The 22,467-nt window shown below is 69.7% G+C and carries 21 protein-coding genes and 1 tRNA gene; 9 read left to right on the top strand and 13 right to left on the bottom strand.

The annotated features are described in order from the left end of the window. Positions 1–19 precede the first annotated feature (19 nt). Positions 20–1,219 carry an alpha/beta hydrolase family protein gene (locus FLP10_RS16480; protein WP_168209221.1) on the bottom strand — a complete coding sequence of 400 codons (1,200 nt, stop codon included), beginning with the start codon at positions 1,217–1,219 and terminating at the stop codon, positions 20–22. A gap of 139 nt (positions 1,220–1,358) precedes the next feature. Here FLP10_RS16480 and FLP10_RS16475 point away from each other — a divergent pair, with 139 nt between their 5' ends. From FLP10_RS16475 to FLP10_RS16450, 6 genes are all read left to right on the top strand, one after another. After that, positions 1,359–1,946, top strand: a complete 588-nt coding sequence (locus FLP10_RS16475; RefSeq protein ID WP_149161849.1) for a DUF3000 domain-containing protein — start codon at positions 1,359–1,361, stop codon at positions 1,944–1,946. Further along, positions 1,939–3,135: a ribonuclease D gene (locus tag FLP10_RS16470; RefSeq protein ID WP_246150063.1), complete on the top strand. Its 1,197-nt coding sequence runs from the start codon at positions 1,939–1,941 to the stop codon at positions 3,133–3,135. The genes FLP10_RS16475 and FLP10_RS16470 overlap by 8 nt, the downstream gene beginning before the upstream one ends. Positions 3,136–3,214: 79 nt before the next feature. Then, positions 3,215–4,420, top strand: a complete 1,206-nt coding sequence (locus tag FLP10_RS16465) for a thiolase family protein (protein ID WP_149161848.1) — start codon at positions 3,215–3,217, stop codon at positions 4,418–4,420. Between the two features lie 5 nt (positions 4,421–4,425). Continuing rightward, entirely contained in the window at positions 4,426–6,570 is a 2,145-nt protein-coding gene (locus FLP10_RS16460; protein ID WP_149162319.1) for a 3-hydroxyacyl-CoA dehydrogenase NAD-binding domain-containing protein, read from the top strand. An 84-nt stretch (positions 6,571–6,654) separates the two neighbouring features. Next, positions 6,655–7,335 carry a TetR/AcrR family transcriptional regulator gene (locus FLP10_RS16455; RefSeq protein WP_149161847.1) on the top strand — a complete coding sequence of 227 codons (681 nt, stop codon included), beginning with the start codon at positions 6,655–6,657 and terminating at the stop codon, positions 7,333–7,335. Next, a complete protein-coding gene (locus FLP10_RS16450) occupies positions 7,332–7,889 on the top strand; it encodes a hypothetical protein (protein ID WP_149161846.1) in 558 nt (185 codons plus the stop codon). Before FLP10_RS16455 ends, FLP10_RS16450 begins: the two co-directional genes overlap by 4 nt. A 3-nt stretch (positions 7,890–7,892) precedes the next feature. Here the strand turns inward: FLP10_RS16450 and dxs are convergent, their stop codons facing one another. The 5 genes from dxs to dut form a co-directional block, all read right to left on the bottom strand. Beyond that, positions 7,893–9,839: a 1-deoxy-D-xylulose-5-phosphate synthase gene (gene dxs / locus FLP10_RS16445; protein WP_149161845.1), complete on the bottom strand. Its 1,947-nt coding sequence runs from the start codon at positions 9,837–9,839 to the stop codon at positions 7,893–7,895. 108 nt (positions 9,840–9,947) lie between these two features. Further along, positions 9,948–12,782: an aconitate hydratase AcnA gene (acnA, locus tag FLP10_RS16440; protein WP_149161844.1), complete on the bottom strand. Its 2,835-nt coding sequence runs from the start codon at positions 12,780–12,782 to the stop codon at positions 9,948–9,950. Positions 12,783–12,939: 157 nt separating this feature from the next. Then, positions 12,940–13,725 (bottom strand): DUF3159 domain-containing protein, encoded by a 786-nt coding sequence (locus FLP10_RS16435; RefSeq protein WP_149161843.1) that lies wholly within the window; start codon positions 13,723–13,725, stop codon positions 12,940–12,942. A 9-nt stretch (positions 13,726–13,734) separates the two neighbouring features. Beyond that, positions 13,735–14,361 (bottom strand): DUF3710 domain-containing protein, encoded by a 627-nt coding sequence (locus FLP10_RS16430; RefSeq protein WP_210418431.1) that lies wholly within the window; start codon positions 14,359–14,361, stop codon positions 13,735–13,737. Beyond that, complete coding sequence (gene dut, locus FLP10_RS16425; RefSeq protein ID WP_149161841.1) at positions 14,358–14,816, bottom strand: dUTP diphosphatase; 459 nt, start codon at positions 14,814–14,816, stop codon at positions 14,358–14,360. Before dut ends, FLP10_RS16430 begins: the two co-directional genes overlap by 4 nt. 38 nt (positions 14,817–14,854) lie before the next feature. Between dut and FLP10_RS16420 the strand changes: the two genes are divergently transcribed. Continuing rightward, a complete protein-coding gene (locus FLP10_RS16420; RefSeq protein ID WP_149161840.1) occupies positions 14,855–15,319 on the top strand; it encodes a DUF3093 domain-containing protein in 465 nt (154 codons plus the stop codon). Here FLP10_RS16420 and FLP10_RS16415 read toward each other — a convergent pair. Then, entirely contained in the window at positions 15,316–15,609 is a 294-nt protein-coding gene (locus tag FLP10_RS16415) for a DUF4193 domain-containing protein (RefSeq protein WP_149161839.1), read from the bottom strand. The genes FLP10_RS16420 and FLP10_RS16415 overlap by 4 nt on opposite strands. A 200-nt stretch (positions 15,610–15,809) precedes the next feature. Here FLP10_RS16415 and sepH point away from each other — a divergent pair, with 200 nt between their 5' ends. Both sepH and FLP10_RS16405 read left to right on the top strand, forming a co-directional pair. Beyond that, positions 15,810–16,937, top strand: a complete 1,128-nt coding sequence (gene sepH / locus FLP10_RS16410; protein ID WP_149161838.1) for a septation protein SepH — start codon at positions 15,810–15,812, stop codon at positions 16,935–16,937. A gap of 58 nt (positions 16,938–16,995) precedes the next feature. Next, positions 16,996–17,280, top strand: coding sequence for a hypothetical protein (locus FLP10_RS16405; RefSeq protein WP_149161837.1), 285 nt, complete (start codon positions 16,996–16,998; stop codon positions 17,278–17,280). A 46-nt stretch (positions 17,281–17,326) separates the two neighbouring features. On the opposite strand, the gene clpX is transcribed toward FLP10_RS16405, so the two are convergent. From clpX to FLP10_RS16375, 6 genes are all read right to left on the bottom strand, one after another. Next, complete coding sequence (gene clpX / locus FLP10_RS16400) at positions 17,327–18,601, bottom strand: ATP-dependent Clp protease ATP-binding subunit ClpX (protein WP_149161836.1); 1,275 nt, start codon at positions 18,599–18,601, stop codon at positions 17,327–17,329. A gap of 212 nt (positions 18,602–18,813) precedes the next feature. After that, entirely contained in the window at positions 18,814–19,482 is a 669-nt protein-coding gene (locus FLP10_RS16395) for an ATP-dependent Clp protease proteolytic subunit (RefSeq protein ID WP_149161835.1), read from the bottom strand. A gap of 17 nt (positions 19,483–19,499) precedes the next feature. Further along, the gene (locus FLP10_RS16390; RefSeq protein WP_149161834.1) at positions 19,500–20,087 is read right to left on the bottom strand and encodes an ATP-dependent Clp protease proteolytic subunit; all 588 of its coding nucleotides are present in this window, start codon (positions 20,085–20,087) and stop codon (positions 19,500–19,502) included. A gap of 74 nt (positions 20,088–20,161) precedes the next feature. Next, positions 20,162–20,710 carry a tetratricopeptide repeat protein gene (locus FLP10_RS16385; RefSeq protein WP_149161833.1) on the bottom strand — a complete coding sequence of 183 codons (549 nt, stop codon included), beginning with the start codon at positions 20,708–20,710 and terminating at the stop codon, positions 20,162–20,164. A gap of 92 nt (positions 20,711–20,802) precedes the next feature. Beyond that, complete coding sequence (gene tig / locus FLP10_RS16380; RefSeq protein ID WP_149161832.1) at positions 20,803–22,215, bottom strand: trigger factor; 1,413 nt, start codon at positions 22,213–22,215, stop codon at positions 20,803–20,805. 49 nt (positions 22,216–22,264) lie between these two features. Next, positions 22,265–22,339, bottom strand: a tRNA-Pro gene (locus FLP10_RS16375). Positions 22,340–22,467 lie beyond the last annotated feature (128 nt).

Here is a 22,467-nt window from a genome sequence, read left to right as displayed (position 1 = left end):
TCGCTCCCCCGCCCGGGTCTCAGCCGACGATCTCGTCGTCGATGAGGTCCTCGGCCGGCGCCGCGTCGGCCTGCCGGTCGAGGAAGCGACGCAGCAGTGCCATCCACCGCTCGGGGTCGTGGTTCCAGAGCTTCGTGTGCCGGGCGCCCTCGAACACCTCGAAGTCGACGAGGTCGGGGCGGGCGGCGGCGAGCCGTCGCGAGCCGTCGATCGGCACGAACCCGTCGTCGACGCTGTGCATGAGCAGCATCGGCACGTCGAGTTCGTCGGCGTGCGCGATCACGTCGAGCCCCTCGAGGTCGATGGGCGCGGCGAGGCCGGTGAGCATCACCGCGGCGTCGGTGCCGAGCAGGCGCGTCGTCAGGTCGCCGATCGGGTGCGGGAGCCGCTGCAGGGTGCCCTGGAAGCGCAGGATGTCGCTCCAGTCGATCGCGGGCGAGTCGAGCACGATGCCGACCAGCCGCTCGCGCACCTCGTCGGAGCGCAGCACCGCCTGCAGCGAGATGGCCCCGCCCATCGACCAACCCATCAGCACGACGCGCTCGGCGCCGTGCTCGACTGCGTACCGCACCGCGGCGACGACGTCGGCCCACTCGGTGCCGCCGAGCCCGTAGCGGCGATCGACGCTGTCGGGGGCCTCGCCGTCGTTGCGGTACGAGACGAGCAGCGAGTCCCAGCCGGCCTCGCGCGCGGTGTCGACGGCGCGCAGCGCCTCGTGCCGCTTCGCGCCGCGACCGTGCACCTGCACGATCCAGTTGGGGCCGGGCGTCTCGGCGGGGATGTGCCAGGCCGGCGCCGGCCCGAGTGCGGTCTCGACCAGCACGTTCTCGTATCGGTGCCCGAGTTCCCACGGGCCGAGGTAGTACCAGCCGTTCATCCGGCCGCGCCGGGCGCGGTCAAGCCGGCCGAAGTCGACCGAGGGCACCGCGCGGCGCACCGTCCGGCCGTCGTCGGCCAGCACATCGCCGAGGCGGGCATGCCCGGACTCCCGGTCGAACCAGAACCCGTACCGACCCGTCATCGCCGACTCGGGACTCGACTCCAGCCGGATCTCGCCGGCGGCGAGGTCGACCGATACGACGCGCACATCCTCGTCGCGCACGGCCACCGGCGTCACGACCCGTCGAGCCATCAGCACGGTCACGACCGCCGCGGCGGCGGCCGTGGCGGCGGTGACTCCGGCGACGACCAGACCGGCCGCCGCAGCAGCCGTGGCCACAGCCGATCGGGCGTCTTCACCGCGTCCGAGTCGTGACCTGCCCCGCGTCATCCGAATCCGCTCCCCTCGTCGCCGGCCGCATCGAGGCGGCCCGGCGCGCCGCCTGCCCGCGCCCTGACCGAGACTCTAGTCTGCACACGTGCCCGACCGAGCGACACCCCAGTCACACGAGTTCGAGGCCGCACTCACGTCCCTCCGTGCGGCCGCGCCGAGGCCCGAGCTGCGTGTGGAGGAGATCCCCGCGCCGGGCTCGCTCGCGCCGGACGCGGTCGCCCTGGCGGGCGACGTCTCGCTGAGCGGGCACGGCGACGACTCCGAACTCGGTACCGGCCGATTCGTGCTGCTGCACGACCCCGACGGCCAGGAGGCCTGGGGCGGGCGCTTCCGCGTCGTGTGCTTCGCGCAGGCTCCGCTCGAGACTGACATCGGCCTCGATCCGTTCGTCGCCGACGTGGCGTGGTCGTGGCTCGTGGACGCGCTCGACGCCCGCGGCGCCCGGTACATCGCAGCATCGGGAACGGCGACGAAGATCCTTTCGACGGGGTACGGCGAACTCGCCCGGCAGTCCGATGGCGCGCAGCTCGAGCTGCGCGCGTCGTGGTCGCCGCTCGATGCCGAGATCGCGCCGCATGTGGAAGGCTGGAGCGAGCTCCTGTGCATGCTCGCGGGGCTCCCGCCCCGCTCGGAAGGGGTGACCGCCCTACCCAGACGGAGGAAACGTGGATGAATTCCGGGTGATCGCGTCCGACGACGCGTTCGCCGATGCCGTGGCGCACCTGGCCGACGGCGACGGACCGGTGGGCGTCGACGCCGAACGCGCGAGTGGGTTCCGCTACTCGCAGCGCGCCTATCTCATCCAGATGTTCCGCCGCGGGTCGGGCACATTCCTGTTCGACCCGACCGAGATCTCCGACTTCGCTCCCCTGGCCGACGCGATCGGCGGCGAGGAGTGGGTGCTCCACGCCGCCAGTCAAGACCTGGCCTGTCTGCGCGAGGTCGGGCTCGACCCGTCGAGCATCTTCGACACCGAACTCGCTGCGAGACTGCTCGGGATGCCTCGGGTCGGGCTCGCGACCGTCGTCGAGGAGCTGCTCGGCGTCAAACTCGCGAAAGAGCACTCGGCGGCCGACTGGTCGACTCGGCCGCTCCCTCAGCCGTGGCTCACGTACGCCGCGCTCGACGTCGAACTCCTGATCGACCTGCGCGACCAGCTCGGCGAGCGACTCGTCGAGGCCGGCAAGCACGAGATCGCGGGTCAGGAGTTCGACGCCGTGCTGCACCGCGAGCCGAAGCCCCCGGCCGCCGATCCCTGGCGGCGCCTCTCGGGCATTCACGCGTTGCGATCCGGACGCAATCTGGCGGTCGCACGCGAACTGTGGCTGGCCCGCGACGCCCGCGCGATCGAGCTCGACATCGCGCCGGGCAGGCTGGTGCCCGATGCCTCGATCGTCGCGGTCGCCCGCAACCTGCCCGGAACCCGGCGCGCGCTCGCCGACCTCAAGGAGTTCACCGGGCGGGCGAGCCGTTCCGAGCTCGATCGCTGGTGGGCCGCCGTCGACGCCGGCTTGCACGCCGCCGACCTGCCGCCGGCGCGGGTGCCGAGCGACGCGCTGCCGCCGCCCCGCGCGTGGGCCGCGAGGCATCCCGATGCCGACGCCCGCCTCCGGCTCGCCAAGCAGGCCGTGGTCGACGCGGCCGAGCGATTCGGCATGCCGGTCGAGAACCTGCTGACCCCCGACCATCTGCGCCGTGTCGCGTGGAAGCCGCCCGTCGACGCATCGGTCGAAGGCATTCGAGCCGCACTCGCCGACCTCGGCGCGCGCCCATGGCAGATTGACGCGACCGCACAGATAATCGCCGACGCGTTTGTGACCGCCGCACAATCCGTGGAAGACGCGACGGGCGCCGCTTCGTAGGTTCCGGCAAGCGATTCAGGCCGCTTCAAGCCGCGTCCGTAGGATCGGGGGCGATCCTCATCCGAAAGGGAGCTGCAGCGTGGCTGAACGAGCTGACGTCGTATTCGTCGACGGGGTCCGAACCCCGTTCGGGCGGGCCGGCGAAAAGGGCATGTACTGGAACACCCGGGCCGACGACCTGGTCGTCAAGGCGATCACCGGACTTCTCGAGCGAAACCCGAATCTGCCGAAGGAGCGGGTCGACGAGGTCGCCATCGCCGCGACGACGCAGACGGGCGACCAGGGGCTGACCCTCGGCCGTTCGGCCGCGATCCTCGCGGGCTTGCCGATGACGACGCCCGGCTACGCGATCGACCGCATGTGCGCCGGCGCGATGACCGCGGTGACCACCTCGGGCTCGGGCATCGCCTTCGGCCAGTACGACGTCGTCATCGCCGGCGGCGTCGAGCACATGGGCCACCACCCGATGGGCGAGGGCGCCGACCCCAACCCGCGGTTCGTCGCCGAGAAGCTCGTCGCCCCCGATGCCCTCAACATGGGCAACACGGCCGAGCGGCTGCACGACCGGTTCCCCGAGCTCACCAAGGAGCGCAGCGACCGGTTCGGCATGCTGAGCCAGCAGAAGGTGCAGGCCGCCTACGATCGCGGCGACATCCAGCCCGACCTCGTACCGGTCGCGCTGCGCACCGAGCAGGGCTGGGGTCTCGCCACCGAAGACGAGGGCCGTCGCCCCGAGACCACGCTCGAGGGTCTCGCCACGCTGAAGACCCCGTTCCGCCCGCACGGCCGCGTGACCGCGGGCAATGCGTCGCCGCTGACCGACGGCGCCACCGCTGCGATCCTCGCCAGCGGGACCGCCGTGAAGGAGCTCGGCCTCACCGCCAAGATGCGCATGGTGAGCTTCGGCTTCGCCGGCGTCGAGCCCGAGGTGATGGGCATCGGCCCGATCCCCTCGACCGAGCGCGCGCTGAAGAACGCGGGCCTGAAGATCGAGGACATCGGCCTCTTCGAGCTCAACGAGGCGTTCGCGGTGCAGGTGCTGAGCTTCCTCGACCACTTCGGCATCGCCGACGACGACCCCCGAGTCAACCCGTGGGGCGGCGCGATCGCGATCGGCCACCCGCTCGCCGCGTCGGGCGTTCGCCTCATGACCCAGCTCGCCCGCCAGTTCCAGCAGCACCCCGAGGTTCGCTACGGCCTCACCGCGATGTGCGTGGGCCTCGGCCAGGGCGGCTCGGTCATCTGGGAGAACCCGCACCACAAGCACTACGGAAAGGGCCGTTGAGCGCGATGACCGACTACTCGAAGATCGACTTCTCCGACCTGGCGGCCGCATTCGAGGGCGACGAGGTCGTCACGCACTCGTACGTGCGCGACATCCGCCTCGCCTCGGGCAAGACGCTGGCCCTCATCACCCTCGACAACGGTCGCGACCACACGCGCCCGTCGACGCTCGGCCCCGTGACGCTGCTCGAGCTGAACGAGAAGCTCGACGAGCTGAAGGCGCGCGCCGCTGCCGGCGAGATCCAGGCCGTCGCGATCACGGGCAAGCCGTACTTCCTCGCCGCCGGCGCCGACCTCTCGAAGGTCGGCGAGATCCCGAGCCGCGACATCGCGCTGAAGATGGGTCAGCTCGGTCACTTCGTGCTCGGCAAGCTCGGCGAGCTCGGCGTGCCGTCGTTCTGCTTCATCAACGGGCTCGCGCTCGGCGGCGGGGTCGAGATCGCGCTGAACAGCGACTACCGCACCCTGGATGCCTCGGCGCCGGCGATCGCCCTGCCCGAGGTGTTCCTCGGGATCATCCCGGGCTGGGGCGGGGCGTACCTGCTGCCGAACCTCATCGGCATCGAGAACGCGCTGAAGGTCGTCGTCGAGAACCCGCTGAAGAACAACCGCATGCTGAAGGCGAAGGAGGCGTACGACCTCGGCATGGCGGACGCCATGTTCGCCCCGGTGAACTTCCTCGAGGAATCGCTGAAGTGGGCCGACGGCGTGCTCAGCGGGTCGGTGACGGTGAAGCGCCCGAACGCGCCCGGCAAGCTCGAGAAGCTCGCCAAGTGGGACGTCGCCATCGGCATCGCCCGCAAGGCGATCGAGGGCAAGCTCGGCACCACGGCCAAGTCGCCGTACCGGGCGCTCGACCTGCTGAAGGCCGCCAAGAGCGGCACCAAGGCCGAGGGCTTCGAGCGCGAGGACGAGGCGCTGGCCGACCTCGTGTCGGGCGACCAGTTCGTGGCATCCATCTACGCCTTCAACCTCGTGCAGAAGCGCGCGAAGCGACCCGCCGGCGCACCCGACAAGTCGCTGGCCCGCAAGGTCACGAAGGTCGGCATCATCGGCGCCGGGCTCATGGCGAGCCAGTTCGCGCTGCTGTTCGTGCGCCGCCTGCAGGTGCCGGTGGTCATCACCGACCTCGACCAGGCGCGCGTCGACAAGGGCCTCGACTCCATCCGCACCGAGATCGGCAAGCTCGAAGAGAAGGGCCGCATCGACGCCGACGAGGCGAATCGTCTGCGCGCGCTGGTCTCGGGCACGACCGACAAGGCCGACTTCGCCGACTGCGACTGGGTCATCGAGGCGGTCTTCGAAGACCTCGCGGTGAAGCAGCAGGTGTTCGCCGAAGTCGAGCCGCACCTCTCCGAGACAGCGATCCTCGCGACGAACACGTCGTCGTTGTCGGTCGAGCAGATCGGTGCGAACCTGGCGCACCCCGAGCGTCTGGTCGGATTCCACTTCTTCAACCCGGTCGCGGTCATGCCGCTGCTCGAGATCGTGAAGGCGCCGAAGACCGACGACGAGACCCTCGCGACCGCGTTCGCGACCGCGGCGAAGCTGCGCAAGAGCGCGGTGCTCACGGCGGATGCCCCGGGCTTCGTGGTGAACCGGCTGCTCGCGAAGGTCATGGGCGAAGCGGCGCGCGCCGTCGACGAGGGCACCCCGGTGCCTGTCGTCGAGAAGGCGCTCGCGCCGATCGGCCTGCCGATGGGCCCGTTCGAGCTCATCGACCTCGTCGGCTGGGCGGTCGCCGCGCACGTGCAGGACACGATGGTGCGCGAGTTCCCCGAGCGGTTCTACTCGTCTGAGAACCTGCACGCGCTCGCGAAGCTCAGCGGCCCCGTCGTCGAGAAGGACAAGCACGGCAAGGTCACCGACCTCACGAAGGACGCGAAGAAGGCCATCACGATCGGCAAGACGCCGGTCGACGAGGCGACGATCCTGCGCCGCGTCGAGGACGAGCTGGCCCGCGAGATCAAGCTCATGCTCGACGAGCAGGTCGTCGCTGCGGCCGAGGACATCGACTTGTGCCTGGTGCTCGGCGCCGGCTGGCCGTTCCAGGCCGGCGGAGCGACGCCGTATCTCGACCGCGTCGGTGCCTCCGAGCGCGCGTTCGGCGACACGTTCCACCACCCGGTGATCCGCGGCGTCGGCGCGTAATCGCACCATCTCCCGGAGGGCCCGTGACCTCGTCACGGGCCCTCCGTCGTTGTGTCGGCGCCACACCGGTGCTAGTTTCTGAACATGTTCAGTTCTGAGACGCATGCCCCGCCGCCGAAGCGCGAACGCACCCGCGCGCAGCTGCGCGAGATCGCCCTGCGCTCGTTCCGCGAGCGCGGCTACGACGCGACGACGATCCGGCTCATCGCCGACGAGGCCGGTCTGTCGGTGGGCACCACCCACTACCACTTCCCGTCGAAGCATCACCTCGTGCAAGAGCTCTACCTCGACGTGCAGGAGTCGCACCGGGCCGCGGCCCTGCCTCTCCTCGCGGATACCGACGACCTCGTCGAGCGGCTTCGGATCGTCTTCCTCACCGGGCTCGACGGGCTGGGGCCGTTCCATCCGTTCGCGCCCGAGTTCCTGTCCGCCGCGGTCTCGCCGCGCTCCCCCATCAACCCGCTGTCCGCCGACTCGGCGCCCGCGCTCGGTATCGTGCGCGAGCTGTTCGCGACCGCGGTGACCGGTAGCTCGCAGCAGTTGCCCGACGAGTTCGCCGAGCGACTGCCCGACGCACTCGTGCTCGCGCACCTGCTGCTGGCCCTGTTCTGGGTCTACGACCGCTCCCCCGGGCAGGAGCGAAGCCGACGACTCGTCGACCGCGGGCTGCGACTGCTGAAGACCGCGCTGCCGCTCGTACGCGTGCCGTTCCTGCGCGCACCGCTGCGGGAACTGCTCGACCTCGTCGGCGAGGTGCGGGCATGAGCGACCAACTCGACCGGCGGTACGGCCGGATCGACCCCAGGACGCCCGACGAGCCGATGGCGTTCACCTTCGGCGAGTTCACTCGCGGTGCGTTCGGTGCGTGGGGGTGGTTCCTGCTCCTCGCGGTGCCCGCGCTGCTGCTGTACCTCGGCCTGTCGGGCTCGTCGGGATTGGGGGCCCTCCCGCTCGCGCTCATCTTCGGGTGGCCGCTCTACGTGCTGCCCGCGTCGATCGCGGCGCTCCTCGCGGGTGCGCCGCCCGCCTGGCTGCTCGGGTGGAGCCTTCGACGCGTCGGATCCGCCTCGGCGCACGTCGTCGCGTTCGGCGTCTACGGCACGGTCCTCGGCATCGCCATGACCTGGGCGACGTTCGCCGTGCTGTGGCCCTCGACCAGCTCGGCCGCTTTGGCGGCGATGACGATGCCCGCGGCGCCGTTCGTCGCGGCGTCGGCGATCTCGGTCGCGCTCGGACGGCACGGCGCGATCCTCCGCACGCGGCCCGCGCCGATCACCCCGCCCGCGGATGAGATCACCGAGGCGGCCGCCGACGGGTGACGCCTACTTCTTCGCGTGCTCGATGATCGGCTGCGCGCCCGTGTCGCCCGAGGCGCCGCGGGCGTGCGGCAGCTTCGTGCCCAGCACCATCGCCGTGACATCCTGCGCGATCTGCTGCGGGGTGAGCCCGACCCGCTCGAGGATGTCGCCACGCGAGCCGTGATCGAGGAACTCGTCGGGCAGGCCAAGCTCGGTCACCGCGGTGTCGACGTTCGCCCCGCGCAGGTCTTGCCGGATGCGGGTGCCGATGCCGCCCACGCGCACGCCGTCCTCGAGGCTCACGACGATGCGATGGGCGGCCGCCAGGTCGACGACGCTACGTGGAACCGGCACCACCCAGCGCGGGTCGACGACGGTCGCGCCGATGCCCTGCGCTTCGAGGCGTTCGGCAACTTCGAGACCGATGCCGGCCATCGGGCCGACGGTGACGAGCAGCACGTCGCGGCGGTCGGACTCGACGAGGACGTCGACCCCGTCGTCGGTGCGCCGCACCGCCGGAAACTCGACGCCGACCGCCCCCTTCGGGAAGCGCAGCACGGTCGGAGCGTCGTCGACGGCCACGGCCTCGCCGAGCTCTTCGACGAGCCGCACCGAGTCGCGCGGAGCGGCGATGCGGATGCCGGGCACGACCTGCAGGATCGCCAGGTCCCAGACGCCGTGGTGGCTCGGGCCGTCGGGGCCGGTCACGCCGGCCCGGTCCAGCACGAACGTGACGCCCGCACGGTGCAGCGCGACATCCATCAGCACCTGATCGAACGCGCGGTTCATGAACGTCGCATAGACCGCGACGACGGGATGCAACCCGCCGAACGCGAGCCCGGCCGCGCTCGTGACCGCATGCTGCTCGGCGATGCCGACATCGAAGACCCGCTCGGGGAAGCGTTCGGCGAACCGGTGCAGCCCGGTCGGGCGCAGCATCGCCGCCGTGATACCGACAAGGCTCGGGTTGCGTTCGGCGAGGGCGACCAGGGCGTCGCTGAACACGCTCGTCCAGCTCGTTGCGCCCGAGGTCTCGAGCGACTCGCCCGTCTCGGGGTCGATCTGCCCGACGGCGTGGAACTGGTCGGCCACGTCTCGCAGCGCCGGCTCGTAGCCGCGCCCCTTCTCGGTGATCGCGTGCACGATCACCGGCGCGCCGTAGTTCTTGGCCTGGCGCAGCGCCGACTCCATGGCGTGTTCGTCGTGCCCGTCAACCGGGCCGACGTACTTGATGTCGAGGTTCGAGTAGAGCGCTTCATTGCCGCTGAACCGGGACAGGAAGCCGTGCAGACCGCCGCGAACGCCGCGGTACAGCGCCTTCGCCGGGGATCCGAGCTTCTCGAACGCCCGGCTGCTCGAAAGGTGCAGGTTGCGGTAGGAGCGGTTGGTGCGCACCGAGTTGAGGAACCGCGCCATGCCGCCGATGGTCGGCGCGTACGAACGCCCGTTGTCGTTCACCACGATGACCAGGTTGCGGGTGTTGTCGTCGGAGATGTTGTTCAGCGCCTCCCACGTCATGCCGCCGGTCAGCGCGCCGTCGCCGACCACCGCGACGACGTGACGGTCGTCCTGGCCGGTCATCTCGAACGCCTTCGAGATGCCGTCGGCCCAGCTCAGCGAGCTGGAGGCGTGCGAGGACTCGACGATGTCGTGCTCGGACTCGGTGCGCTGCGGGTACCCCGAGAGACCCCCCGTCTGGCGCAGGGTGGAGAAGTCCTGCCGGCCCGTGAGCAGCTTGTGCACGTACGACTGATGCCCCGTGTCGAAGACGATCGCGTCTTTCGGCGATTCGAAGACCCGGTGGATCGCGATCGTCATCTCGACCACCCCGAGGTTCGGCCCCAGGTGCCCGCCGGTCTTGGCGACGTTGCGAACGAGGTGCTCGCGGATCTCGTCGGCGAGTCGGTCGAGCTGCTCCCTCGTGAGTGCGTCGAGGTCGCGAGGACCGGCGATCGTCTCGAGGAGGGTCATCGCCACCGCCTTTCCGGAGCTCCGTCGGAGCGCCATCGATTCTACGCGACCGGCATGCGGCGAGGCCGGGCCCGCACGGGCCCGGCCTCGCCGTCACGGGATCGGAACTCAGACCAGTGAACGGAGCACGTACTGCAGGATGCCGCCGTTGCGGTAGTAGTCGGCCTCACCCGGCGTGTCGATGCGCACGACCGCGTCGAACTCGACGGTCTGCTTGCCCTCGGCCGAGAACTCGCTCGGCTCGGCGACGACGCGCACGGTCTTCGGCGTGATGCCCTCGTTCAGCTGCTCGAGGCCCGTGATCGACACGATCTCGGTGCCGTCGAGGCCGAGCGACTTCCAGCTCTCGCCGGCGGGGAACTGCAGCGGGACGACGCCCATGCCGATCAGGTTCGAGCGGTGGATGCGCTCGAAGCTCTCGGTGATGACCGCCTTGACGCCCAGCAGGCTCGTGCCCTTGGCCGCCCAGTCTCGGGATGAACCCGAACCGTACTCCTTGCCGCCGAACACGACCAGCGGCGTGCCCTGGGCCTGGTAGTTCATGCACGCGTCGTAGATGAACGACTGCGGGCCGTCGGGCTTGGTGAAGTCGCGGGTGTAGCCGCCCTCGACGACCTGCCCGTCGTTGACCGCCGCCACGAGCTCGTTCTTCAGGCGGATGTTCGCGAACGTGCCGCGAATCATCACCTCGTGGTTGCCGCGGCGCGAGCCGAAGGAGTTGAAGTCCTTCTGGGCGACACCGTGCTCGGTGAGGTACTGCGCGGCCGGGGTGCCGGCCTTGATGCTGCCCGCAGGCGAGATGTGGTCGGTCGTGACCGAGTCGCCGAGGGTCGCCATGACGCGCGCGCCCGAGATGTCGGCCACGGGAGTGAGCTCCATCTGCATGCCCTCGAAGTACGGCGCCTTGCGCACGTAGGTCGAGTTCGCGTCCCACTCGAAGACCGGGCCGGTCGGCGTCGGGAGGTTCTTCCAGCGGTCGTCGCCGTCGAAGACGGTGGCGTACTGCGTGATGAACTGGTCGCGCGAGATCGAGGAGTCGATGATCTCCTGCACCTCGTCGGGCGAGGGCCAGATGTCCTTCAGGTAGACGTCGTTGCCCTCGAGGTCCTTGCCGAGCGTGTCGGTCTCGAAGTCGAAGTGCATCGAGCCGGCCAGCGCATACGCGACCACGAGCGGCGGGGAGGCGAGGTAGTTCATCTTCACGTCGGGGCTGATGCGGCCCTCGAAGTTGCGGTTGCCCGAGAGCACCGCGGTGACGGCGAGGTCGTTGTCGTTGATCGCGGTCGAGACCTCTTCGATCAGCGGACCCGAGTTGCCGATGCAGATCGTGCAGCCGTAGCCGACGGTGTAGAAGTCGAGGCCCTCGAGCGCCTTGTCGAGGCCCGACTTCTCGTAGTAGTCGGTGACGACCTTCGAGCCCGGGCCGAGCGTGGTCTTGACCCACGGCTTGCGCTTCAGGCCCTTGTCGACCGCCTTCTTGGCGAGCAGGCCCGCCGCGATCATGACCGAGGGGTTCGACGTGTTGGTGCACGAGGTGATCGCCGCGAGGGTGACCGCACCGTTGTCGAGGATGTACGGGCTGCCCTCGGGCGGGGTGACCTTGACCGGCTTGGACGCCGCCGCGGGCGCTCCGCTCGAGATGTGCACCTCGCGGGTGTCGGGCTCTTCGTCGCCGGGCACCGCACCCGGGTCGGAGGCCGGGAACGAGTGCTTCGACTCGAGGTCGACGATGTCGTGCGAGGTCGTCGGCGTCGTGTAGTTCAGGATGTCCTGCTCGAACTGCGTCTTCGCCTCGGAGAGGAGGATGCGGTCTTGCGGGCGCTTCGGGCCGGCGATCGACGGCACGACCGTGCCGAGGTCGAGCTCCATGTACTCGCTGAAGTTGGGCTCGTGGTCGGCGTCGTGCCAGAGCGTCTGCTCCTTCGCGTACGCCTCGACGAGGGCGACGGTCTGCTCGTCGCGGCCCGTGAGTCGCAGGTAGTCGAGCGTGACGTCGTCGATCGGGAAGATCGCGGCGGTCGAGCCGAACTCGGGGCTCATGTTGCCGATGGTGGCGCGGTTGGCGAGCGGCACCGACGCGACGCCGGCGCCGTAGAACTCGACGAACTTGCCGACCACGCCGTGCTTGCGCAGCATGTCGGTGATCGTGAGCACCACGTCGGTCGCGGTCACGCCGGCGGGGATCTCGCCGGTGAGCTTGAAGCCCACGACCCGCGGGATGAGCATCGACACGGGCTGGCCGAGCATCGCGGCCTCGGCCTCGATGCCGCCCACGCCCCAGCCGAGCACGCCGAGGCCGTTCACCATGGTGGTGTGCGAGTCGGTGCCGACGCACGTGTCGGGGTAGGCGCGGAGCACGCCGTCGACCTCGCGGTCGTAGACGACCTTGGCCAGATGCTCGATGTTGACCTGGTGCACGATGCCGGTACCGGGCGGCACGACCTTGAAGTCGTCGAACGCGGTCTGGCCCCAGCGAAGGAACTGGTAGCGCTCGCCGTTGCGCTCGTACTCGATCTCGACGTTGCGCTCGAGCGCGTTCTCGGTGCCGAACAGGTCGGCGATGACCGAGTGGTCGATGACCATCTCGGCAGGCGAGAGCGGGTTGATCTTGTTCGGGTCGCCGCCGAGGGCGGTCACCGCCTCGCGCATGGTCGCGAGGTCGACGATGCAGGGCACGCCGGTGAAGTCCTGCATGACCACGCGCGCAGGCGTGAACTGGATCTCGGTGTCGGGCTCAGCACTGGGCACCCACGAGCCGAGGGCCTCGATCTGCTGCTTGGTGACGTTGGCGCCGTCCTCGGTGCGGAGCAGGTTCTCGAGCAGCACCTTCAGGCTGAACGGGAGCTTCTCGTAACCGGGGACGGTGTCGATGCGGAAGATCTCATAGGCCTTCTCGCCGACCTGGAGCGTGTCCTTCGCCCCGAAACTGTTCACTGCAGACACGATGTCCTCTCCTTCGCGGGGTCCGCCTGCGCGGCACGGCGGACACCTCGATCATGCGTCGTCAGACAGGCGCGTTTCCAGCAAGGCTAGCCTAAGCGGATGCCTCGCGGCCGGGGCCGAGACGTCGATGATTTATCTTGATGTCGAGATAACTCTATCACTCGGTGGCGTTGCCGGCCGACCGCCGGGTGGCGCGCACGACGAGCCACGTGAAGACGAGCATGAGCGCGTACAGCGGCACGCCCATCAACAGTCGCGTCGCGCCGAGCGCGGGCACGTTGTCGGCGAGGTAGAGCGGCACCTGCACCACGAGCCGCGCCACGAAGAAGCCGGTCCATACGAGGGTGAGGAACTGGGCGATGCGATACTCGCGTCGATCGCGGCGCCACGCCGTGCCCTCGCCGGTGAGAAACCCGACGACGAGGCCGACGACCGGCCACTTCACGAGCATCGACACCCCGAGGCCGATCGCGTATGCGGCGTTCGTGATGAACCCGAGTACGTAGTTGTCGCGCGCGTCGCCGGTCCACAGTGCGAGCGCGGCCGACAGCAGCACTCCGACCAGGCCCGCGATGGCCTGCGTCGGTTGCCCTTTCACGACGACGCGCGCGATCGTGAAGACGACCGCGAGACCGACCGACGAGGCGAGCGCCGGGACGAGCGCCTGCTGCGAGTCCTGCCCGGCGAAGCTCGTCAGCACCGAGTAGACGACGAGGAAGACGAGGCCGGGCAGCAAGGCCTCGAGGATGCCGCGCACACCGCCGACCGCACCGAGCACGTCGCGCGCGCTCAGCTTCTCGTCGCGTGCGAGCGCCCCCAGGCCCGATCGCTCGGCCGCCTCCTGGAACTGCTTGGCCAACTCGGCCTTGGGATCGGGCTCGCGCGCGGGCTGCGATTCGGATGAGGCATCCGCCGTCCCCGGCCGGATCTCGTCGTCGGCCATGCGGACCCGCTAGCGCACCGGGCCGCCGGCGGCGCCGGTCGGCATGCGGAGCGGAATGAGGTCGCGCGGGGGCATGGGGGTGGTGCCGCGCACCACGACGATCGAGCGGAAGAGGTCTTCGACCTGAGCGGCCGCGTTCGGCTCGACCGCCGCCTCGCCCGCGATGACACCGCGGAGGAACCACCGCGGACCGTCGACGCCGACGAATCGCGCCAGCCGCATGTGGCCGGGGGCCGAATCGGTGGCCGCAACCGGAACCTGGGCGAGCAGTTCGGGACCGAATGCACCCTCGCGCACCGTCGTCGTGCCGCCCTGCCGCGCGATCTGCTCGGCGATCTGCAGCCGGATCTCGTGCCACAACCCGCTCGATCGCGGTGCCGCGAACGGCTGCACCTGCAGGGTGGAGTTGGCGTAGTCGAGTCCGACCGCGACGACGCGCTTGGACCCCTCCTCCACCTCGAGGCGCAGGTGCAGGCCCTCGCGGGGCAGCACCTTCACCCCGCCCAGGTCGACGTACGGCCGCACCGGATTGGCCTCGGACTCGTCGAGCGGACCTGCGGTCGCCCGGTCGGCCGGAGCCGACTTGGGCTGTTCTGCGAGGGGCTCCGAGCCCGCCACGTTCTCGATATCGCTCACGCGTTCACTTCCTTTGCATGCTCCCCGAAACCGGTCGAGCCGAATCCCCCCTCGCCACGGTGGCTGCCCGGCAGCCGTTCCACCTCGATGAACCGCGCCCGCGACACCGGCATCACCACGACCTGGGCGATGCGGTCGCCCGCCTCGATGGCGTACGGCTCGGTGCGGTCGGTGTTCAGCAGTGCGACCTTGATCTCACCGCGGTACCCGGCGTCGACGGTGCCCGGCGCGTTCACGATCGTGATGCCGTGCTTGAACGCGAGCCCCGAACGCGGAACCACGAAGGCGACGTAGCCGTCGGGCAGCGCGATGGACACCCCCGTGCCCACCGTCGCGCGCTCCCCCGGCTGCAGCACCAGTGATTCGGCGGCGTGCAGATCGGCGCCGGCATCGCCCGGGTGGGCGTACGTCGGCACGCGGTCGGCCGTGATGAGCACCTCGACGGAATCGGTCACCGTTCGAGGGTAGTGCAGAAGTCTGGTCGAATAGAGCCATGCCCGACTACCGCGAACGGCTGTGGCCGACGCCCTGGATCTACCTCGTCAGCCTGCTCCTGGTGCCCGCCGGCATCCTGGTGCTCGCACCGGTCTCGCTGCCCGCCGGCATCGTGACCGGCATCGTGATGTACCTCGCCACCGTCGGCGCGCTCACGCTCACCGCGCCCGTGATCGAGGTTGCCGACGGGCGCCTGCGCGCCGGCCGCGCCCAGATCGACCTCGCGCTCACCGGCGAAGCGATCGGCTTCGGTCCCGAGCGTGCCCGCGTCGAGCGCGGCACCGGGCTCGACGCCCGCGCGTTCCTCGTGATCCGCGGGTGGGTGCAGCCCGTCGTGCGCATCCCCATCATCGACCCCGCCGACCCGACGCCGTACTGGCTCGTCTCGACGCGGCATCCCAACGAAGCGGCCGCCGCGATCAACGGATCACGACGGCCGAGCGGTGCTGAGTCGGAAGCCTAGGAGGCGCACTCCAGGCAGATCGGCCCGAGCTTGGTCTCGTGGTCGATCTGCGAGCGGTGCTTCACGAGGAAGCAGTTCACGCAGGTGAACTCGTCGGCCTGGGGCGGGAGCACGACCACGTCGAGCTCCACGTCGGACAGGTCGGCGCCGGCGAGATCGAAGCTGCCGGGATTGTCGGCGTCCTCGACGTCGACCACGCCGGACATCTTGTCGGGAACGCGCTCCTTGAGGGCCTCGATCGACTCGGACTCGTCGTCGGTCTTCCGCGGTGCGTCGTAATCCGTTGCCATGCCCATCCGTTCCGTGTGTTGCTGCGCCGTTGAATCGGCGCGCCATAGTTTGCATGAAAAGCCGGTCGTTGGCAAACCACCTCGCGGCGGTTCGACCGGCTGATCGTGCAACTTCCGGCGCGCCCGCGCTATTCCCGGGCACGGCGGCCGCCACGTGGCATCCTTGGGCGGAAGCGAACCGCACGGAAGGTCATGTCGCGATGCAGGAACTGAAGGTGATCGGAGTCGAGGGCGGTGCACTCGTGGCCGCCTCCGAGGATGGCGCACGCTTCCGGATCGAGATCGACGAGGTGCTGCAATCGCGCATCCGCCAGGTCCAGCCCGAGGCCAACCAGGGGCCGAAGCTCTCGCCGCGCGAGGTGCAGGCCCAGATCCGCGCCGGCCTGTCGGCCGACGAGATCGCACGTCTGACCGGTGCGTCGGTCGACTACATCCGCAGGTTCGAGGGCCCCGTGCTCGCCGAACGCGAACACGTCGTGTCGTCGGCGCTGGCCGTGCCGGTGCACCTGCCCGACGACCTCGACCCGGCGGCCGAGGAACCCGCGTCGTTCGGCTCCGTCATTCGCGACCGACTGCAGAAGCTGGATGCGCACGCCGAACGTTGGGCGGCCTGGAAAGACGATGAGCTCGGGTGGGTCGTCAAGCTCGAGTTCACCGCCGACACCATCGATCACGACGCCCGATGGACCTTCGACCCGAAGCGGCAGTCGTTGCAGCCCGTCAACTCCGAGGCGATCACGCTGTCGCAGCAGCGCGAGCTCGACGGCGGCATGATCCCGCGCCTGCGCGCGGTCGGCAACGATCCCGAGCCGTCGAAGTTCGACAGCGGCGCGTTCGACTTCGACGACGGGCCGGCCGAGCGCGAGGAGGACACCGCGCCGCAGCCCGAGTTGCTGCCGTACGGTCGTCCGGCACCGCTCGCACCCGCGGTCTCGAGTCCCGCCGTCGCCCGCGCGGCGATCAAGCGCGCCGATGAACCGACTCCTCCGCAGGGCGAGACCGCCGACCTGCTCGAGGCGCTGCGTCGCCGCCGAGGAGAACGTGAGGCGGTGACCGACGAGCAGACACCGCTTCCCATCCCCGTCACGACGAACGGTGCCTCGACTACGTCCACGTCGTCAGAGGCGCCTGCAGCGCCTCGGGCGGCCTCGGACCCGAAACCCGACGCCGAGCCCGCGACCGCCGAGGACAAGCCTGGCGCGGCCGCACGGGCGCTCTGGGGCGGTCGCGGCGGCGGCTCGTCGAACCGTGGCCGCAAGGGTCGGGCGTCGATGCCGAGCTGGGACGAGATCGTCTTCGGCGCGCGACCCGACGACGACCTGGCCTGACCAGCGCGCTGCGGGCGGTGCTACCATTCGAACAGGTGTTCGAATGCGAGGGTCGCCCATGCCGCAGCTCCAGGAGTACGTCGAGGTCTGGACGGATGACGCGGGGTCGCCGCGTCGACTGGTGTGGCGCGCCCGACGGTTCCGCGTGACCGATCGGCCGACGACTCTCGTCGGGCCCGCCGAGTGGTGGGCGCCGTTCAGCGAGCACGACGTCTCCCCCGGCCGTGCGCCGCTGGCGATCTCGGGCTGGCGGTTCCAGGCCAGCTCCGACGACGGCGAGACGCACGTGTTCGATGTCGCGCGCGACGACGGCCGCTGGCGACTGCTGCGCGTCTTCGACTGACGGAGGCCCCCGGTCGGTCGTGGCCGAGCCGTTCCGCTCGTTCGGCTCAGGCCGACTTCTCGGCGCGACGCGGCTTGTGGGGCACGATCGTGGGCGCGGCGTTCTCGAGCACGGCGGCCTTCGTGATGACCACGCGCGCGACCCCCGTCGACGAGGGGATCTCGAACATGATCGGCCCCAGCACCTCTTCCATGATCGCGCGGAGCCCGCGAGCACCGGTCTGGCGTAGCACCGCGAGATCGGCGATCGCCTGCAGCGCCTCGTCGTCGAAGTCGAGCTGCACGCCGTCGAGCTCGAACATGCGCTGGTACTGCCGCACCAGCGCGTTCTTCGGCTCGGTGAGGATCTCCATCAGCGCGTCGCGGTCGAGAGGCGAGACCGTCGCCACCACGGGGAGGCGGCCGATGAACTCGGGGATGAGCCCGAACTTGTGCAGGTCTTCGGGCAGGACGTCGGAGAACAGGTCGGCGTGGTCGAGTTTCGAGTGCAGCGGCGCCCCGAACCCGATGCCGCGCTTGCCGACCCGCGACGAGATGATGTCTTCGAGCCCGGCGAACGCGCCGGCGACGATGAACAGCACGTTCGTCGTGTCGATCTGGATGAACTCCTGGTGCGGATGCTTGCGCCCGCCCTGTGGCGGCACCGAGGCGACCGTGCCTTCGAGGATCTTCAGCAGCGCTTGCTGCACGCCCTCACCCGAGACATCCCTCGTGATCGACGGGTTCTCGGCCTTGCGGGCGATCTTGTCGACCTCGTCGATGTAGATGATGCCCGTCTCGGCACGCTTCACGTCGTAGTCGGCGGCCTGGATGAGCTTCAGCAGGATGTTCTCGACGTCTTCGCCGACGTAGCCCGCCTCGGTGAGCGCGGTCGCGTCGGCGACCGCGAACGGCACGTTGAGCTGCTTCGCCAACGTCTGCGCGAGATAGGTCTTGCCGCAACCGGTCGGCCCGATCAGCAGAATGTTCGACTTCGCGATCTCGACGTCGTCGCGGTGGTCGGCCGAGGTGATGGCCGTGCGGGCGCGCACCCGCTTGTAGTGGTTGTAGACGGCGACCGCGAGCGCGCGCTTCGCATCGTCTTGGCCGATCACGTACTCTTCGAGGAACGCGAAGATCTCTTTCGGCTTCGGCAGTTCGAACTCGCCCGACTCGGTCTCGTTGGCCTCGGCGAGTCGCTCCTCGATGATCTCGTTGCACAGCTCGACGCACTCGTCGCAGATGTAGACGCCCGGGCCGGCGATGAGCTGCTGCACCTGCTTCTGGCTCTTTCCGCAGAACGAGCACTTGAGCAGGTCGGCGCTCTCCCCGATGCGTGCCATCGCTGCCTCCCTCTTGCGGCGTCTGCACCGAGCCTAACCCGATCAGCGGCAGGTTCGGCGGACCTGCGCGTTTTGGGTGCGGGCGCGTCTTCGCTCTGGGCGAACCGGGCGTGAAAGGGCTCCGGGCACGGGCGCGGCGCCGCCCGCGTCGTCGCCGGACGCACGGATGCCTCGCCGACACGTGGTCGGCGAGGCATCCGTTGCAGCGCGGTTCAGCTCGCGATCGCGGGCACCGTCTTGCGCGAGGTCAGCACCTGGTCGATGAGCCCGTATTCGAGCGCCTCCTCGGCCGACAGGATCTTGTCGCGGTCGATGTCGTCGTGCACCTGCTGCTGGTAGCGCTTGGAGTGGCGTGCCAGGGTCTCTTCGAGCCACGTGCGCATGCGCATGATCTCGGCCGCCTGGATCTCGATGTCGGAGGCCTGGCCGTGGCCGGCCTCGCCCATCGCAGGCTGGTGGATCAGGATACGCGCGTTCGGCAGTGCGAGGCGCTTGCCCGGTGTGCCGGCGGCGGCGATCACAGCGGCCGCCGAGGCGGCCTGACCGAGCACGACCGTCATGATCTGCGGGCGGATGTACTGCATCGTGTCGTAGATCGCGGTCATCGCCGTGAACGAGCCACCGGGCGAGTTGATGTACATCATGATGTCGCGGTCGGGGTCCATCGACTCGAGCACGAGCAGCTGCGCCATGATGTCGTCGGCGGACGCGTCGTCGACCTGCACGCCGAGGAAGATGATGCGGTCCTCGAAGAGCTTCGCGTACGGGTCCTGTCGCTTGTAGCCGTAGGCCGTGCGCTCTTCGAAGCTGGGCAGGATGTAGCGCGAGCCGGGCATCTGCATGCCGCGGTTGGCGAGCCCGCCGAATTCGGGGATATTCATTCGATCGATCTCTCTTCCTACGCCTGGTCGGTTCCGCCGCCGCCGGACACGTCGAGCGCCGACTCGCGGATGTGGTCGACGAAGCCGTACTCGAGGGCCTCCTGCGCGGTGAACCAGCGGTCGCGGTCGCCGTCGCGGTTGATCTGCTCGACCGACTTGCCGGTCTGCGCCGCGGTGATCTCGGCGAGCCGCTTCTTCATGTCGAGGATGAGCTGCGCCTGGGTCTGGATGTCGCTCGCGGTGCCGCCGAACCCGCCGTGCGGCTGGTGCAGCAGGACGCGTGCGTTCGGGGTGATGTATCGCTTGCCCTTGGTGCCCGCGGTGAGCAGCAGCTGACCCATCGAGGCGGCCATGCCGATGCCGACGGTGACGATGTCGTTCGGCACGAACTGCATGGTGTCGTAGATCGCCATGCCGGCCGTGATCGAGCCACCCGGCGAGTTGATGTAGAGGTAGATGTCCTTCTTCGGGTCTTCCGCAGCGAGGAGCAGCAGCTTCGCGGCGATCTCGTTCGCGTTGTCATCGCGCACCTCGGAACCGAGCCAGATGATGCGGTCCTTCAGCAGTCGATCGAACACACTGGGCTGCAGTGTCGGTTCGGCCATGGATGTCGCTCCGTTTCGTTGTCGCGTTGAATCGAATCTATCCGGTGCAACACGCGCGAACGGGGCTGTTCGCCCTAGGCGGATGACGCGTCGGATGACGCGTCGGGACCCTGCTCGGACGACGACTCGTCGGCGGCGAGGAGGTCGGCCGCGTACGCCGTCACCGACCGCGTGTAGCGGCGCAGGTGCGGTGCCAGCGCCGTCAGCGCGACGGATGCCCCACGGCGGGCGTCGCCCGCGCTCACGAGCACCAGCGCGAGGAAAGCCGCCACCTCGTCGCGGTACGGGGCCTCGGGGTGGTCGCGGTGCTCGGCCTCGATGAGCCGCAGCGCCTCGTCGACGTCGCCGAGGTTGCGGATGCTACTGGCCAACTGCACGATCGCCTGCGGCCGGTGCTCGTCATCGAGGCCGAGCTCGAGCGAGCGCCGGTACAGCGGCACGGCCTCGTCGGGGCGGCCGGCGGAGTCGCGTGCGCCCGCCCGCTCGAAGACGGCCCGGGCGTCGTCGTCGCCGCGTTCGGCAGCGATCGCGTCGATCCGGGCGATCACCTCGTCGTCGACGAGTGATCCCGCCGCGAGGCGCCAGACCTCGTCGATGCGCTGTTCCCAGTCGTCGGTCGTCATGGGCTCGGCCTCTCGGTGGCGTGGTGATCGGGTGGGGATGCGGAAGGGCCGGATGCGAGGCATCCGGCCCTTCTGCGCGGTCGTGCTCGAGCCTACTCGGCGTCAGCCTTCTTGGCCGCGCGCTTGCGCGCCGGCTTCTTGGGAGCTTCCTCGGCGGGCTCGGTCTCGGCCGCCGTCTCGACGACCTCGTCCTGGACCGACTCGGCGGCCTCGGGCTCGTCATCGCCGGCGACGGCGGTGAACTCCGACAGGTCGACGGCGTTGCCCGAGGCATCCGCCACCTTGGCCTTGCCGAGCGCGATCGCGAGCGCCTTGTTGCGCGCGACCTCGCCGACCATGGCGGGGATCTGGCCGTTCTGGCTGAGGACCTGGACGAACTCGTTCGGGTCCATTCCATACTGGGCGGCACCCTGAACGAGGTACTGGGTGAGCTCGTCCTGGCTGACCTTCACGCCCTCGGCCTCGGCGATCGCATCGAGCACGATCTGGGTCTTGAAGGCCTTGGTGCTCGCCTCGGTGACCTCGGCGCGGTGCTCGTCGTCCTCGAGGCGACCCTCGCTCTCGAGGTGGCGGTGCACCTCGTCCTCGATGACGGAGTCGGCGACCGGCACCTCGACGAGCTCGAGGAGCTTGTCGACGAGCAGATCGCGGGCCTGGGTGCCCTGACCGAACGTCTTGGTGCGCGCGACCTGCTCCTTCAGGCTCTCGGTGAGCTCGGCGAGGGTGTCGAACTCGCTCGCGATCTGTGCGAAGTCGTCGTCGGCCTCGGGAAGCTCGCGCTCCTTCACGGCCTCGACGGTCACGGTGATCTCGGCCGTCTCGCCCTCGTGGTCGCCGCCGAGCAGCTTCGAGGCGAAGGTCGTGGTCTCACCCGCGGTGAGCGAGTCGATGGCGTCGTCGATGCCCTCGAGCAGCTCGCCCGAACCGAGCTCGTACGAGATGCCCTTGGCGGTGTCGACCTCGGTGCCGTCGATCACGGCGACCAGGTCGAGCGTGACGAAGTCGCCGGCCTTGGCCGGGCGGTCGACGGTGATGAGCGTGCCGAAGCGGCTGCGCAGGCGCTCGAGCTCGGCGTTCACGTCGTCGTCGCCGGCGACCGCGTCGTCGACGGTGATCTCGATGCCGTCGTAGGAGGGCAGCTCGACCTCGGGACGCACGTCGACCTCGATCGCGAGCAGCAGGTCGCCCGAGAAGTCCTTCTCGTTCGGCCACTCGACGATGTCGGCCTCGGGGCGGCCCAGGGGGCGCAGCTCGTGCTCGGCGACGGCGGCACGGTAGAAGCCGTCGAGACCCTCGTTGACCGCGTGCTCGAGCACCGCGGCCTTGCCGACCCGCTGGTCGATGACGGGCGCGGGCACCTTGCCCTTGCGGAAGCCGGGCACGTTGATCTGCTCGGCGATGTGCTCGTACGCGTGCGCGATGCTCGGCTTCAGCTCCTCGGGCGTCACCGAGATGGTGAGCTTCGCACGGGTGGGGCTGAGCTTCTCGACCGAGGTGGTCGGCATGGAGGATCTCCTGTTCGATGGAAAAGTTCGTGTCGAGCCGGTCGACTCGTCGGGGCGACAGGATTCGAACCTGCGACCTCCCGCTCCCAAAGCGGGCGCTCTAGCCAAGCTGAGCTACGCCCCGAGTCGCTGACTCAACTCGCAGGCCACGCCGCGTGGGCACGCCGGAGCGCGCCGAATGCGGGATGGACCCCCGAAAGTCTACTGCACCGCCCGGTGCGCTCGATCTGAGTGCGACACGTACCGTCTCGG

This window comes from Agromyces intestinalis (assembly GCF_008365295.1).
GTDB classification, from domain to species: Bacteria; Actinomycetota; Actinomycetes; order Actinomycetales; family Microbacteriaceae; genus Agromyces; species Agromyces intestinalis.
This window is presented reverse-complemented; position numbering and strand designations above follow the sequence as displayed.

Excerpts from the sequence above, each read along its gene's own strand:
- FLP10_RS16460 (WP_149162319.1), top strand. The coding sequence starts at position 4,426 with ATGACCGACTACTCGAAGATCGACTTCTCCGACCTGGCGGCCGCATTC.
- FLP10_RS16455 (WP_149161847.1), top strand. The coding sequence starts at position 6,655 with ATGTTCAGTTCTGAGACGCATGCCCCGCCGCCGAAGCGCGAACGCACC.
- FLP10_RS16450 (WP_149161846.1), top strand. The coding sequence starts at position 7,332 with ATGAGCGACCAACTCGACCGGCGGTACGGCCGGATCGACCCCAGGACG.
- dxs (WP_149161845.1), bottom strand. The coding sequence starts at position 9,839 with ATGACCCTCCTCGAGACGATCGCCGGTCCTCGCGACCTCGACGCACTC.
- FLP10_RS16435 (WP_149161843.1), bottom strand. The coding sequence starts at position 13,725 with ATGGCCGACGACGAGATCCGGCCGGGGACGGCGGATGCCTCATCCGAA.
- FLP10_RS16420 (WP_149161840.1), top strand. The coding sequence starts at position 14,855 with ATGCCCGACTACCGCGAACGGCTGTGGCCGACGCCCTGGATCTACCTC.
- FLP10_RS16415 (WP_149161839.1), bottom strand. The coding sequence starts at position 15,609 with ATGGCAACGGATTACGACGCACCGCGGAAGACCGACGACGAGTCCGAG.
- sepH (WP_149161838.1), top strand. The coding sequence starts at position 15,810 with ATGCAGGAACTGAAGGTGATCGGAGTCGAGGGCGGTGCACTCGTGGCC.
- FLP10_RS16405 (WP_149161837.1), top strand. The coding sequence starts at position 16,996 with ATGCCGCAGCTCCAGGAGTACGTCGAGGTCTGGACGGATGACGCGGGG.
- clpX (WP_149161836.1), bottom strand. The coding sequence starts at position 18,601 with ATGGCACGCATCGGGGAGAGCGCCGACCTGCTCAAGTGCTCGTTCTGC.
- FLP10_RS16395 (WP_149161835.1), bottom strand. The coding sequence starts at position 19,482 with ATGAATATCCCCGAATTCGGCGGGCTCGCCAACCGCGGCATGCAGATG.
- FLP10_RS16390 (WP_149161834.1), bottom strand. The coding sequence starts at position 20,087 with ATGGCCGAACCGACACTGCAGCCCAGTGTGTTCGATCGACTGCTGAAG.
- FLP10_RS16385 (WP_149161833.1), bottom strand. The coding sequence starts at position 20,710 with ATGACGACCGACGACTGGGAACAGCGCATCGACGAGGTCTGGCGCCTC.
- tig (WP_149161832.1), bottom strand. The coding sequence starts at position 22,215 with ATGCCGACCACCTCGGTCGAGAAGCTCAGCCCCACCCGTGCGAAGCTC.